10 protein-coding genes are annotated in these 15,480 nt (G+C 45.0%); 5 read left to right on the top strand and 5 right to left on the bottom strand.

Annotated features, from left to right (window positions below):
- Positions 1-947 precede the first annotated feature (947 nt).
- Positions 948-2,567, top strand: a complete 1,620-nt coding sequence (locus CXF83_RS02610; protein WP_101090056.1) for an AbgT family transporter — start codon at positions 948-950, stop codon at positions 2,565-2,567.
- 500 nt (positions 2,568-3,067) lie between these two features.
- On the opposite strand, the gene CXF83_RS02605 is transcribed toward CXF83_RS02610, so the two are convergent.
- The 3 genes from CXF83_RS02605 to CXF83_RS02595 all read right to left on the bottom strand — a co-directional run bounded on the left by CXF83_RS02605 (position 3,068) and on the right by CXF83_RS02595 (position 8,423).
- A complete protein-coding gene (locus CXF83_RS02605) occupies positions 3,068-6,223 on the bottom strand; it encodes an efflux RND transporter permease subunit (protein WP_101090057.1) in 3,156 nt (1,051 codons plus the stop codon).
- 9 nt (positions 6,224-6,232) lie between these two features.
- On the bottom strand, positions 6,233-7,390 hold the full coding sequence (locus CXF83_RS02600; protein WP_101090058.1) for an efflux RND transporter periplasmic adaptor subunit: 1,158 nt from the start codon (positions 7,388-7,390) through the stop codon (positions 6,233-6,235).
- 343 nt (positions 7,391-7,733) lie between these two features.
- Positions 7,734-8,423, bottom strand: coding sequence for a DNA-3-methyladenine glycosylase I (locus CXF83_RS02595; protein ID WP_101090059.1), 690 nt, complete (start codon positions 8,421-8,423; stop codon positions 7,734-7,736).
- Positions 8,424-8,652: 229 nt separating this feature from the next.
- On the opposite strand from CXF83_RS02595, the gene CXF83_RS02590 reads away from it, so the two are divergent.
- Positions 8,653-9,279 (top strand): glutathione S-transferase family protein, encoded by a 627-nt coding sequence (locus CXF83_RS02590; RefSeq protein WP_101090060.1) that lies wholly within the window; start codon positions 8,653-8,655, stop codon positions 9,277-9,279.
- Between the two features lie 85 nt (positions 9,280-9,364).
- Here CXF83_RS02590 and CXF83_RS02585 read toward each other — a convergent pair whose 3' ends face one another.
- Complete coding sequence (locus tag CXF83_RS02585; protein WP_101090061.1) at positions 9,365-9,895, bottom strand: thioesterase family protein; 531 nt, start codon at positions 9,893-9,895, stop codon at positions 9,365-9,367.
- A gap of 135 nt (positions 9,896-10,030) precedes the next feature.
- Positions 10,031-12,070 (bottom strand): oligopeptidase A, encoded by a 2,040-nt coding sequence (prlC, locus tag CXF83_RS02580; protein WP_101090062.1) that lies wholly within the window; start codon positions 12,068-12,070, stop codon positions 10,031-10,033.
- 273 nt (positions 12,071-12,343) lie between these two features.
- Here prlC and CXF83_RS02575 point away from each other — a divergent pair, with 273 nt between their 5' ends.
- From CXF83_RS02575 to gorA, 3 genes are all read left to right on the top strand, one after another.
- The gene (locus tag CXF83_RS02575) at positions 12,344-13,129 is read left to right on the top strand and encodes a hypothetical protein (protein ID WP_101090063.1); all 786 of its coding nucleotides are present in this window, start codon (positions 12,344-12,346) and stop codon (positions 13,127-13,129) included.
- Between the two features lie 112 nt (positions 13,130-13,241).
- Positions 13,242-13,709 (top strand): hypothetical protein, encoded by a 468-nt coding sequence (locus tag CXF83_RS02570; RefSeq protein ID WP_101090064.1) that lies wholly within the window; start codon positions 13,242-13,244, stop codon positions 13,707-13,709.
- A 344-nt stretch (positions 13,710-14,053) separates the two neighbouring features.
- Complete coding sequence (gorA, locus tag CXF83_RS02565; RefSeq protein ID WP_101090065.1) at positions 14,054-15,409, top strand: glutathione-disulfide reductase; 1,356 nt, start codon at positions 14,054-14,056, stop codon at positions 15,407-15,409.
- Positions 15,410-15,480: the final 71 nt, after the last annotated feature.

The following is a 15,480-nucleotide window of genomic DNA, read 5'->3' as shown; positions in this document are numbered from 1 at the left end:
CTAATCTACTGTTGGTGTTCAGCGTTGATACAGCTATAGCACGCTATATTGGTGTCATCCCTAGCGGACATTGTTAACCAATCAATCCCTTTTGGACTCATTATTTATGAGTCCTTTTTTTTGCCTGAAATTTGATAATCCCGGCACGCTTTCACGGGTGACTAAGCCATTAGTTAACATGAATAACGGCTCATCTAATCTGCTATTGGTGTTCAGCGTTGATACAGCTATAGCGCGCTATATTGGTGTTATCCCTAGCGGACATTGTTAACCAATCAATCCCTTTTGGACTCATTATTTATGAGTCCTTTTTTTTGCCTGAAATTTGATAATCCCGGCACGCTTTCACGGGTTACTAAGCCATTAGTTAACATGAATAACTGTTCATCTAATCTGCTATTGGCGTTCAGCGTTGATACAGCTATAGCGCGCTATATTGGTGTTATCCCTAGCGGACATTGTTAACCAATCAATCCCTTTTGGACTCATTTTTTATGAGTCTTTTTTTTTGCCTGAAATTTGATAATCCCGGCATGCTTTCACGGGTGACTAAGCCATTAGTTAACATGAATAACTGTTCATCTAATCTGCTGTTGGTGTTCAGCGTTGATACAGCTATAGCGCGCTATATTGGTGTCATCCCTAGCGGACATTCATTCAACGAGCATTGTTAACCAATCAATCCCTTTTGGACTCATAATTTATGAGTCCTTTTTTTTTGCCTGTCGTTTAGCCTCCGCTTTAAAGCCCTTTAATCCAAAGCCAGCCGTGAGTTTGTTACCTGCCGCCAATCCCTTTTAAGGTTCAATTAATTGTTGTTATCCATCATGCAAGGTCAGTTTACATTCCTACCGCTTTCACGCTATGAAACTGATATTAAGTAAACATAAAAATGACATTTAATAATTATAAAAACAAATAAATACCCACAACTGAAGGATGATGAAATGAGCACCGATAAAGGTGAGAGCTTGCCTCTACCCAATGATCCACCCACAAGCCCTGAAACACAGCAGAGCGGTTGGTTCGTAAACTTCCTCAACGTTGTTGAACGACTCGGCAATTTACTGCCACACCCTATTACACTATTTGCACTCTTTTGTGCCGCGGTCGTCGTTATCAGTGGTATTGCAGGCTACTTTGAACTCACCGTTATAGACCCTCGCCCAGAGGGATCATCTGGACGTAGTGCTGATGGTCTCATCCATGTGGTAAGCCTAATGAACGCTGAAGGCTTACGGATGATAGTTTCAAACCTTGTCACCAACTTCACTGGTTTTACGCCATTAGGCACGGTATTGGTTGCGCTATTAGGCGTGGGTATCGCTGAACGTTCCGGATTACTTTCCGCTGCCATGCGTTTATTGGTGATGGGCGCTTCAAAACGTTTAGTCACCTTGACCATTGTATTTGCCGGGATTGTGTCTAACACCGCTGCCGAACTTGGCTATGTGGTACTGATCCCTATGGCTGCCATGATCTTCCATTCGTTGGGACGACACCCATTGGCGGGCTTAGCCGCTGCGTTTGCCGGCGTGTCGGGAGGTTACAGTGCCAACCTACTGCTCGGTACTGTCGATCCGTTACTTTCTGGGATCACCGAAACTGCGGCGCAAATGATTGACCCTGATTATCTAGTAGGCCCTGAAGCAAACTGGTACTTCATGTTTGTCTCTACCTTTTTAATCACCATTCTAGGGGCATTAGTAACCGAGAAAATTGTGGAGCCAAAACTCGGCAAATATGATCCTAGCGAAGCGGCCACCGATCTCAGTCAACAAAAAATGGATGGCGTGACAAAACTAGAGAAGAAAGCTCTCAAAGTTGCGGGACTGACAGTACTCGCTATGTCGCTGTTATTAGCGCTAACGGTTGTACCTGAAGGCGCACCATTAAGAAACCCTGATACCGGGCTTGTTGCAGGCTCGCCGTTCCTAAAAGGAATAGTTGCCTTTATCTTTGTCTGTTTTGCCATTCCGGGGCTGGTTTATGGCCGCGTCGTTGGCAGCATGAAGCGTGATGTTGATGTGATTAATGCCATGTCTCACAGCATGAGCAGTATGGGGATGTACATTGTATTGGTGTTTTTTGCTTCGCAATTTGTCGCTTTCTTCAAATGGACCAACTTAGGCGCGGTATTGGCCGTATCAGGCGCCGATGCGTTAACCACTATTGGCCTAACCGGGCCATTAGTGTTTTTACTGTTTATTATGATGTGCGGTTTTATCAACTTAATGCTCGGCAGTGCATCAGCGCAATGGGCGGTTACTGCGCCTATTTTCGTCCCCATGTTGATGCTGGTAGGTTATGCACCAGAAACCATTCAGGCGGCGTATAGAATTGGCGACTCAGTGACAAACCTCATCACGCCTATGATGAGTTACTTCGGCTTGATTCTGGCAGTGGCGTCTCAATATAAAAAGAACCTTGGCATAGGAACACTGGTCGCAACCATGTTGCCTTACTCGATGGTGTTCTTCGTTGGCTGGACCTGTTTTTTCTTCATCTGGGTGTTTGTCTTTGGCCTACCAGTAGGACCTGGTGCAGAGACTTATTACACGCCTTAAAGTACAGGAATATACTCAAACGGCTTGGAAATAGAACTCGAAACAATCGCCCTTGTCACTTCAATTGATGAGGGCTTTTTATTGAGATTAGCACCATAACTTGTCGCCGCTCTGAATCCTACATTTAGAGGTTGCTGGTGATCATAACCACTGACGTTCAGGTCAGATTTAGGAGGTAGAGTCATGCATGGGGCAATTACCGAGGATGCCAGAGCCGAGAACAACTATTAGCTTCATGTTTCCGACTTGCCTTCAGCGATTTGAATTCCCACTGGATGAACAGATACTTAATACAATTGGTATAAGAAGCACTTTTCCTGCTAACAACGCACTGCCACCATGAGTTAGGTCGCGTATCCAATAAAAAGATTATTCCCCGTGATAGCGCATCTTTACCGCTAGGCTCCTAGGGGCTGATTTGCGGCTAACAACACCGATAAAAGCGCAACAAAAAGCCCAGCATTTGCTGGGCTTTTTTATATCACCTAATAACCTTAACGTTATTCAGTTTTGGGTGTCTCGACTTTTGCAGCCTCAACGTTAGCCCCTTTCTTTTCTCGCTTGCTGAAGATACGTTCAACAACCACGAAGAAGATTGGGATAAAGAAGAGCCCCATAAAGGTTGAGCTCATCATGCCGCCCAGTACCGCAGTACCAATAGCGTTTTGGCTACCAGAACCTACACCGCTACTAATGGCAAGTGGCACAACACCAAGACCGAATGCCAGTGACGTCATCAAAATTGGACGTAAACGCACTCGAACCGCATGCAGCGTTGCTTCCACTAAGCCTGCGCCCTTATCGTAGAACTCTTTGGCGAATTCTACGATCAAGATGGCATTTTTGGTTGCAAGCCCCACCGTGGTTAACAGACCCACTTGGAAAAAGACATCGTTAGGTAAACCACGGCCATTCATCGCTATCAGTGCGCCAATAATACCCAGCGGGATCACTAATATCACTGCAAATGGAACCGACCAACTTTCATACAGTGCCGCAAGTACGAGGAAGACCACCACAACCGACAATGCATAGAGCATCGGGGCTTGATTACCAGAAAGACGCTCTTCATAAGATAAACCATTCCACTCAACACCAAATCCTGGCGGTAGTTTCTTGACCATCTCTTCGATGATATTCATCGCCTCGCCGGTACTAAAGCCTTCTGCCACACCCCCTTGAATATTCATCGCGGGGAGACCGTTAAAGCGCTCTAGACGAGGAGAGCCATACTCCCAAGAACCCGTCGCAAATGCCGAGAATGGCACCATTTCGCCTTGAGTGTTCTTCACGTACCAAGAGTCCATATCGTCAGGCTGCATGCGGTAATCCGCTTCACCTTGAACATACACTTTTTTCACTCGGCCACGGTCAATAAAGTCGTTGACGTAGTTACCACCCCAAGCTGTACCCAGTACGCTGTTAACCGCACTAATGTCGACACTCAATGCACGCAGTTTTGCATGATCGATATGCACTTGATAAAGCGGTGCATCCTCTTGGCCATTCGGGCGTACACCCACTAGGTTTGGATTTTTCGATGCCATGCCTAATAAGATGTTCCGTGCTTCGACAAGCTTTTCATGACCTTGACCATTTCTGTCCTGCAGATAGAAATCGAAACCATTGGCAGTACCTAGCTCGATAACCGCGGGCGGCACGAACGCAAATACAAAGGCCTCTTTCATCTGCATAAACATGCCCATGGCACGTCCAGCAACTGATTGCACATCTTGACCTGGGTTTTGACGCTCAGACCAATCTTTTAGACTAACAAACGCAATACCCATGTTTTGACCGTTACCCGCAAAACTAAAGCCGGAAACACTAAATACTGATTTAACGTTATCGCCCTCAGTATTCAAATAAAAGTCTGTCACATCGTCCAATACGTCTTGCGTCGCCTGTTGGGTTGAGTTCACCGGCAAGATTGCCTGAGTAAACATGATCCCCTGATCTTCATCGGGTAAGAAGGCTGTTGGCATACGCATAAATATCCAGCCCACTGCGACCGTAATGGCAAGATATACCATCATAGTACGACCAGCACGCTTGATCATCGCCGCAACACTCGCTTCATAACGCGAAGTCATCGCATCAAACTTGCGGTTAAACCAACCAAAGAAGCCTGTTTTTGTATGGCTCTCACCTTTAGCAATAGGTTTAAGCATGGTGGCACAAAGTGCTGGCGTTAAAATAATCGCCACCATCACAGATAATGCCATTGCTGAAACGATAGTTATCGAGAACTGCCTGTAAATAACACCAGTTGAACCCGACATAAATGCCATAGGCACGAATACCGCTGACAACGTCAAACCAATACCCACTAGTGCGCCAGTGATCTGATCCATCGACTTCTTAGTCGCTTCGATGGGGCTTAACCCCTCCTCCTGCATCACACGTTCGACGTTTTCTACCACCACAATCGCATCATCCACCAGCAAACCAATCGCCAATACCATGGCAAACATGGTCAAGGTGTTGATGGAAAAGCCTGCGAACGACAAAATAGCGAATGTACCGAGCAATACAACAGGTACAGCAATCGTTGGAATTAGCGTTGCACGGAAGTTCTGCAAGAACAGGTACATGATTAAGAATACCAGTACGATAGCTTCAAGCAGTGTATGCACTACACCTTCAATCGATTTTTCAACGAACGGTGTGGTGTCGTAGGGATATACTATCTCCATACCTTCGGGAAAAAATGGCTGTAACTCAGCAATTTTTTTACGAACACCTTCAGCCGTTGCTAACGCGTTTGCGCCAGTCGCTAACTGAATACCAAGACCTGCTGCAGGTTTGCCGTTGTAGAAAGATTCTACCGCATAGCTTTCTGCGCCCAACTCAACTCGCGCAACATCTTCGAGATAGACCTTTGCACCGGAAGAGTCAGCTTTAATAATGATTTTCTTAAACTGATCGGCAGTTTGTAAACGGCTTTGTGCCGAAACAGTCGCGTTAAGCTCTTGTCCTGCTACCGATGGGGAACCACCCAACTGACCTGCCGAAACCTGTGCATTCTGCTCTTTTATAGAGGAGATAATGTCCATGCTGGTCAAGTTATATTGGGTCAACTTAAGCGGATCTAACCAGATACGCATCGCATATTGCGCGCCAAACAGCTGAATCGTACCCACACCAGGGACACGACTCATAGGATCTTGCACATTTGAGGCTACATAGTCAGAAATGTCATTTTTATCTAAAGAGCCATCTTGAGATACAAAACCCACCACCATCAAGAAGCCAGCACTCGACTTCGCGACATTAACACCTTGAGCTTGTACCTCTTGCGGTAACAATGGCATCGCAAGCTGAAGCTTGTTTTGCACCTGCACCTGAGCAATATCAGGATCGGCTTCGGCATTAAAGGTTAAGGTAATTTGCGCATTACCAAAGCTATCACTGGTTGAAGATATATAGCGCAGGTTATCAAGACCCGTCATGCGCTGCTCAATTACCTGGGTAACTGAATCTTCCATCGTCTTAGCTGACGCACCAGGATAAACAGCGCTAATCACTACCGATGGCGGTGCAATATTAGGATATTGAGACACGGGTAAGCCGAAGATAGATAACACCCCGGCCAGCATCACAATAATGGCGATTACCCAAGCAAAAATAGGGCGATCAATAAAGAAACGTGCCATAGCTCTACCCTATTTCTGTTGTTGTGCTTGAGGTTTTTTATCCGCGACTAAAGGACCCGCTTTAACAGGTGCTCCAGGGCGAATTTTTTGTAGGCCTTCAACAATGAGTTGATCACCAACATTCAAACCATCCGTAATACGCCACTGGTTATTAATCACTTCAGCTGTCGTCACAATGCGCGACGCAACTTTACCGTCGATAATCACCATCGCGACCGCTTGGCCTTTAGTGTTACGAGTAATCGCACGCTGAGGGACAAGAATAGCCTGTGGATCGGTACCGGTATTCAAGATAGCGCGAACATACATACCCGGCATTAACACGCCGTCCGGATTAGGGAACTCGGCACGTAGAACGACTGAACCTGTATTTTCATTCACACTAACTTCCGCGAACTGCAGTAAGCCATCATGGTTATAGGTAGTGCCGTCTTCTAGCACCAACTGCACTCCCGCATTATCAGACGCCTTAAGTTGGCCATCTTTTAACTTAGCTCTTAAACGCAACAACTGCGCACTCGACTGAGCTATCTCAATGTTAATTGGATCAAGCTGTTGAATGGTCGCTAACGTTTGAGTTTGATTTGCCGTCACTAACGCACCAGCAGTCACTGAAGATTTACCTACACGCCCAGAAATAGGGGCACGCACTTCGGTGTACTCAAGGTTAATATTCGCGGTATTGATAGCAGCTTCGGCAACGGTGACACGCGCTAACGCTTCTTTGTATGCCGCATCAGCTTCATCATAATCCTGCTCACTGATGGAGTTTAACTTTACCAGCTTCTTAAAACGCAAAGCCTTGGCTTTAGCTGACACTAAGCTTGCTTCTGCACTTTTAAGATCTGCTTGTGCACTAACGAGTGCCGCTTTATAGGTTGCCGAGTCAATCTGATACAGAGATTGACCTTTCTTTACATCTTTTCCTTCAACAAAGCCGCGGTTCATAATAATACCACTGACTTGAGGGCGAACCTCTGCTTCTAAATACGCCTTACTTCGTCCAGGTAGTTCAACCAAAATAGATTGAGATTGAGCCGCTATAGTAATTACACCCACCTCCATAGGTCCTCTTTCTTGAGGCCCCATTTGATCAGATTTTTGCCCACATCCAGTTATCCATAACGCCACACTTAACACAGAGGCAATTTTCACTATTTGCCGCATGAGAACTCCTATAAAAGCCATCTAACCGGTAATTGAATTATTTTCAGCATTAAATGCCGCCAATTAAACCTTTGAAAGCATAAATTTTTGTCTGATTATTTAACGTGCCTTTATCTCACAATGCAGGCTTGTCAACAAGGAAATATACGAGATTAATTTGTAAGTTAATAAGAATTCCCGCACTAAATCAGCCACATATGTTTAATTATTGTTAACGATATATATTTTTCAACATTCGCATTAGCCCTAAGTTTAGAACAGATGACATTAGATGCTGAAAATTAACAGGTAATGCCAATACATTATCAAAAAAGCATCACATCAAGATCCATAACATTGGCTACTAAATCCGATTATCACCGACGCTACAGGCTAGAATCCGACTGATATCAGCCAAACTGCGGCCTGAATCCTGTTGCCAGTGATTAAAGACGGCTTGGACCTGCTTAAGTCCCGCTTTTGAGCTAAAGCCATAATCCACTAGCTGGTGTGCCTTGAGATAGCCTTGCACGTCGCTAGTCAGTAGAAAGGTGTCTTTACCGATAGCGCGTAAAAAATAGGGACCTGTGTTACCGCCAAGGCGTGTACCTTTGCGCTTTAAGCTTGCCCATAAACCGATAATATCTTCGCTAGGCCAGCTTGCCAAAAACTCAGCAAAACTACCGTGCTCACGCGCAAGGTCGTTGACCATATGCGCGTTGTCATAGATCGCCATCGTTTTCTTAAGATGCCTGATTAATACGATATCATTAGCCCGCTCTTGCAACTGCTCGGTCGACAGCATCAATACCTTAAAAGGCTCAAAATCAAAAAATGCTTTTTGGTATGCTGGCCACTTAGCCTCGACTATTCGCCACACAAAGCCGCTTTGAAATACCTTTTTACTCATCTCAGATAACAACGGAGCATCGCTATATTGACCAATTTCGTCCTCCGTCAGGCTCGCTGACATTAACTGTTCGAGTCCTGCACTGCCGCCTTTACGCTCTGATGCCCGCTGATAAATTGATGCAAACGTTTCAATACGACTCATCTGTTCTCCTGTTGATACCCAAGCCACAGTTCGACATGCTCGATGCTGCATTTCGAAGTCGCATGGGTATATATTCTGCGGCAGATAACCATTAACCTGCTGAGAGGCATTACTTTATCAAGATAACTCATAGTGTAAGGCACTCACGCAACCAACACAGCACATTGTGGGGACCCGTTTTAGCAACTAGAGTTAACACAAATGCTTTTGATTGGAGTCTGTAACGACCATGGATCTGTATTACCATCCACTGTCACGACAATCACAAAAGGTACTCATTGCCCTTTATGAAAAACAAGCCCACTTTTATCCGCATATTATTAATTTAGCGGATCCTTACGCGAGGCGGGAATTGCAACGAATTGATGCTAGCGGCCACCTACCTTTACTCAGAATTGCATCAGGAGAGGTCATTCCCGACGCGAGTATTATTGTAGAATACCTTGATACCAACATTGAGCAAGGTACTCAACTCATTCCTGCATTAACCAAGGATGCATTGCAAGTAAGGCTCTACGACAGACTCAGCGATACACGGCTCGACACAGTGATCGACCATTGGCTGGCAGCCAAGCATCAAAAGCTCAGTAATCAAATTAAGGTCAAGCAACTTGAAAATGAACTGCTGACAACCCTGGACAGTTTAGACCGACGCCTCGCCACATATCATTGGTTATGTGGTGACAGCTTTAGTTTAGCCGACTGCGCGACGATCCCATGTTTACTGACATTAGAAACCGATTTTAAGCTACTCGACTATGAACATCTCGGCCGTTATTGGATCCAAGCCACACTGCGGGGAGCCGTCAATCAAGTGCAAGAGGAGGTGGCGCTCACTCTTGCTCGTACGTCATGACGCCGCTATGCATCCGAGCAAACACAGCGATAGCCAGCTGGAGATGGAACGCCCACAGAAAGATCAGACAGTAGTAGAATGGTGATTATATGTTCTGCGCTTTCTTTAACTCTAAGAAGCGTTTCCACTTTTCAACTTCAGCTGGCAGCTCTGGTGCAGCATCATTAAATGGGATCTCTGCTAGCATCTTTAAAATTGGCACCTGTTTCTTCTTACAGACAAAAACGCCGCGCACATGGGCAATGCAATGCAAACCGCGCTCACTGACAAATCGCTGTTCGACATAGAAGTATTTCTCATCCCAACCGACCACTTTGCTTTCAATATCAAACTTAGCAAATGGCTTGATATCGCGAATATAGGTGAACTCAGCGGCATTAATAATCGGCATCCATCCCAATTTTATAAAACGCTTTAGCAAGCCCATTTCGGACAACATGTAAGTTCGAGCCAGATCCATAAACGCTGGGTAACGCGAATTAGTCAGGTGGAAGTTGATATCGCAATCGGAAGGTAATGCACGATAACTGAGTGTGCTCTTGCCTAAAAAATCGATTTTATTACAGTGACGAACGCGCCAAATAAACAACCAAAAAAGCCTAAAATAGAGATTCATTTACAGCTCAACCTACATCCTTGATAAATAAGAGCCGAAAGGCTAGCAGAGGTCATACCAGATAACAAGCTGTGAAGTAGATCAAATAAAAAAGGCGCACTAGGCGCCTTAAAATGATAAAAATTGACTTAACAATTAGCCGTTAATACCGCAATGTCTTAGCAGAGCATCAGTCTTAGGCTCTCGACCGCGGAAACGTTTAAACAATGTCATAGGTTCTTCACTGCCGCCCATTTCGAGGATATTCTCTAAGAAACGCTTGCCCGTTTCGGCGTTAAAGATCCCTTCTTCTTCAAATAGAGAGAATGCATCTGCAGAGAGCACTTCAGCCCATTTATAGCTGTAGTAACCTGCAGCGTAGCCACCTGCAAAGATATGCGCAAAACCATGTTGGAAGCGGTTAAATTCAGGTGCCTTAACGACCGCCACTAACTCACGGACCTCATTTAGCTTAGCTTGGATCTCTGCGCCTTTGGCAGGGTCAAACTCTAAGTGCATCTTAAAATCAAACAGTGAAAACTCAAGCTGACGCAACATCATCATGCCTGACTGGAAGTTTTTCGCCGCCAGCATTTTATCCAGCATCACCTTTGGCAACGGCTCACCGGTTTCGAAATGGCCTGAAATTTCAGCCAGAGCTTCCTCTTCATAACACCAGTTCTCCATAAACTGACTCGGTAGCTCAACCGCGTCCCAAGGTACGCCGCTGATCCCAGAAACGCCGCCAACATCAATCTTAGTCAACATATGATGAATGCCATGGCCGAATTCATGGAACAGAGTCGTCACTTCATCATGGGTAAATAACGCGGGCTTGCCTGCCACAGGTGCATTGAAGTTACACGTGAGGTAAGCAACCGGATCTTGCAAACCTGCGCTAGTGGCACGACGAGCACGGCAATCATCCATCCATGCGCCACCACGCTTACCTTCACGGGCGTAAAGATCTAAATAGAAACTGCCACGGTGTTCGTCATTGCTGTCGCGAATATGGAAGAAACGGACATCTTTATGCCAGCTATCAAACTCTTTTTGCTCCTCGACCTTAAGACCAAATAGGCGCGATACAGTATAAAACAGCCCTGAAAGGACTTTATCTTCTGGAAAATAGGGACGCAGTAGCTCTTGGGAGATCTCGTAGCGATGCTGTTTCAATTTCTCAGCATAAAAACCAAGATCCCATGCCGCAAGATCGACAGCACTGTATTCGCTGGCAGCAAAATCTTTAAGCTCGTTAAGTTCGGTTTCGCCTTGTGTTTTAGAGCGCGCAGCAAGCTCCGTTAAAAACGCTAATACTTGTGCCGGTGTTTCGGCCATTTTCGTTGCCAATGACTTGTCGGCAAAGCTGTCAAAACCTAATAGGTTAGCCAGCTCGTGGCGTAATGATAAAATTTCATCCATTAACGGACCATTATCAAATTCGCCAGCATTGGGCCCTTGATCAGATGCTCGCGTGACAAACGCACGATAACACTCTTCACGCAGCGCACGATTCTCGCTGTAAGACATCACGGGTAGGTAAGAGGGGAAATCTAAGGTAAACAGCCAGCCGGTTAACTCTTTGGCCATCGCCATCGCCGCCGCAGCCGCAACAGCAGATTCAGGTAAACCCTTTAGCTCTGCTTCATCAGTGATCAGCTTGCTCCAGGCTTGAGTTGCGTCTAATAATTGATTAGAGAAACCACTAGTCAGTTCCGACATACGCTTAACCAATTCACCATAACGCAGCTTGTCGCCATCACTTAAGCCAATACCTGATAGTTCAAAATCACGTAGGCTGTTTTCAATCATTTTCTTTTGCGCTTGTGAATAATCAGCAAACTCTGCTGATGCCGCAAGTGACTTATAGGCTTGATAGAGCCCCTGATGCTGGCCGACAAAGGTACCGTACTCAGATAACAAAGGCAGACATGCATCATGTGCCGCACGCCATGCATCATTACTGACAACCGAATTCATATGCGAAATAGGTGACCATATTTTTCCCAGTTCATCATCAACGTCATCAAGTGGAGCAACTAAATTATCCCAACAATAGTTACCCTCATTCTTTAACACTTGTTCTATTTGCGCTCGACAGTTCGCGATACCTTGTTCAATAGCAGGCTGAATATGCTCAGGTTTAAGACTAGAAAAAGGCGGAAGCTTAGTGCTATTTAGCAAGGGGTTGCTCATGAGTGAGTCCTTAACATTCTATGTTGATAGTTAAGAGATAGGGGTTAAGAAGGCAATATTCAATGAATTGGCAATAAAACTTATGCTTCGAGGGTTTTCTAGCAGTAAAAAACGCTCATTTCCTTGATGAAGGTCATATTCCAGCCGTATAAACTCCGCTCCGTATTGGTATTGCAAACCACTTCGCAAATACAACTTGTTATCATTTACATTTACGGCGTAAAAATTATGATGTATGGGATTTTCACTTCCTGCTAAATACTGAGTCTTGTAATGAGAAAAGCACTGCAACTTATCGCCATGATCCCACTATTAATCGGATCATCTGTTGTATTAGCCGATGCAGCGTCTAATATCGATGACTCACACAATACTAAAATTATTGAAAAACTGCCGTTAGATGATAGTGGACAAGTTCATGCGCTTTTTGACCTTGGTTGGGACTCTAGCTACATTTCAGAAGGTCGAAATAATCTCGACCAAGGCGGTATCTATTGGGCAACCGCTGCAGTACAAAGAAACAATTTTAACCTATACGCAACTGTCGGACGTGGTGATAGCCAGCACTATACCGAGTGGAACGTGGGGGTAGAGTATGCTTTCAACTTAACCGACAACCTAGGCGGCAGTGTCGGTTACCAACGTTTAGAGTTTTACGGTGACGAACGCGCCCATGATAACGAACTCTTTGGCATACTGGAGTACGCCGCCGTTGATTGGTTAGTGCCTTCCGTGAGCTATACATATTCTACGGAAGCTGCAGGCTATTTCGTCGAAGTAAGCATACACAGTAATTGGGAGCTGACACCAAACTTCAGCGTCTCTCCATACATCACCCAAGGTTTCGATTTTCAATATGTCAGCGAAGAGCATGACGGTGCTAATCACTTCCAATTGGGCATTGAAGCAGAGTATCAGCTGCCTAATCAGTGGGTGCTATCAGGCCATGTTAGTCACAGTATTGCTCAAGAAGACATAAAACTCGAAGCGCGAAATAACAATACTACTGCTAGCTTAGACGAAACCTATGCAGGTATTCATTTAAGCTGGAGCTTCTAACGCCAGAACACTTAAAATTGAACTATAGTTTATTGCTAATGGCCCGATAAAAACCAACATAAATGACCACTTTCAAAGGATTGAAAATGGTGTCTAACTCAGAGGACAAGGAATGTTACTCAGCCCCTATCGACACATCGCCTGTGCACTAATCCTTATCAGCCCTTGCAGTCTTGCAAATGACTCACCGTCGCTGCCTTTAGGCACGGTACTGGACGATAAAGGTCAGCCATTGTTGATCCCCACACAGCCTAAAACCGCACTGAGCTACACACCGGTTAAGCAAAAAAAAACAACTCGCGTGGGTCAACCATCAAAACCAAAATCGAAAGCTAAACTCAAGAAGGTTAACCGCAAGCAACAATTGGCAAGCCGTAAAAAGGTGGCTAATGACGCCGGTTGTCGCTGGCTGAATAGCCGCATGACTTTACTAGAGAAAAACGTAAGCCTTGGTATCAATCATCGCAACATGCACCTCCAGCATGAACTGAATGCTAGGCAAGATGAATGGGAATGCCTTAAGTGTGGCATAGAAGGGCCAAATCAAAGTGATCATCATAGCTGCCAATATCGGCGCTAACAGAGATAAATATTGTTGTAATATCCTGCTCCAAAACTAGGTCTTATCATCAGGTTTAAGCTGCTAAAGTGGCTTTGTCACATCATGTTGAACTGACGACAATGCATTGAAATAGTGCTGACGCGTCCCAATATCAATGACTAAGTTCAAAGCGGATGCTTAAAATATTTGATCTGGTTCAAATAAATTTTTCAATCTACAATGGTGCAATATCGATGCACCCCCATAAATACTAGGCACACTATCGTCTTTTTAACTCGAAGTGCGTCATAGTCGTATACACAGGAACAAAAGCCTCTGCCCTATTTTGCTTTTGTCAGTAAGTAACTTTTTTGGAGATACACATGGCTCAACATTTTGATTATATCTGTCTTGGCGCTGGTAGCGGCGGTATTGCTTCAGGTAATCGTGCAGCAATGCGCGGCGCAAAAGTATTGGTAATTGAAGCAAAACACGTTGGCGGCACTTGCGTAAATGTGGGCTGTGTACCTAAAAAAGTCATGTGGTATGGTGCTCATATCGCTGAATCTATGCATTTATTCGCTAAAGATTATGGTTTTGACGTAACCGTTAATAACTTTAACTGGAGCACATTAGTTGATAACCGTGAAGCTTATATTGGTCGAATCCATGATGCTTACGGACGTGGTTTTGCGAGTAATAACGTCACACTGCTAAATGGTTACGGTAAGTTCGTTAATGCTAATACTATTGAAGTTGATGGTGAGCACTACACAGCCGATCATATCCTTATCGCTACAGGCGGTGCACCAACGATTCCAACTATCCCAGGTGCTGAATACGGCATTGACTCAGACGGGTTCTTTGCGCTGCGTGAACAACCAAAGCGTGTTGCAGTTGTTGGCGCTGGTTATATTGCCGTTGAGCTCGCAGGCGTATTACATGCATTAGGCAGCGAAACTCACTTATTAGTTCGCAAACATGCTCCTCTTCGTAACTTCGATCCCATTTTGACTGACACCCTAGTTGAAGCGATGAAAATCAATGGACCGACATTACACACCCACAGCATTCCAAAAGCCGTGGTTAAAAATACTGATAGCAGCCTGACACTAGAGCTTGAAAATGGCGAAAGCATTACCGTAGACAGTTTAATCTGGGCCATTGGTCGCTCACCTTCTACTGGCAACATCGGCCTTGAAAATACCGATGTTAAGCTTAATAAAAAAGGCTATGTGGTCACTGACGAACAGCAAAATACCACAGCAAAAGGTATTTACTGCGTTGGCGACATAATGGAAGGTGGCGTAGAGCTTACCCCTGTCGCAGTAAAAGCAGGCCGTTTATTATCAGAGCGCCTATTTGGCAACATGCCAAATGCCAAAATGGATTACAGTGTTATTCCAACAGTGGTATTCAGTCATCCACCCATTGGCACTATGGGGCTTACTGAGCCTGAAGCGGATGATAAATTTGGTAAAGATAACGTTAAAGTATATACCTCTGGCTTTACCTCAATGTATACCGCTATTACGGCACACCGCGAAGCCTGCAAAATGAAGTTGATTTGTGCCGGCGAAGATGAAGTGGTAGTGGGTATCCATGGCATTGGTTTTGGTATGGATGAAATCCTTCAAGGCTTTGGTGTGGCAATGAAGATGGGCGCAACTAAAGCAGACTTTGATTCTGTTGTTGCGATTCATCCAACAGGGTCTGAAGAGTTCGTCACTATGCGCTAAGCTATTGAATTAAAGTGCAATTACTGGCTACCCATTCCGTTACCAGAGCCTGTAAAAAAACAATCCGAAGT

It is taken from the genome of Shewanella sp. Choline-02u-19 (assembly GCF_002836205.1).
Lineage (GTDB): Bacteria > Pseudomonadota > Gammaproteobacteria > Enterobacterales > Shewanellaceae > Shewanella.
The sequence above is the reverse complement of the archived record's forward strand: the minus strand, read 5'-3'. Positions and strand labels throughout refer to the sequence as shown.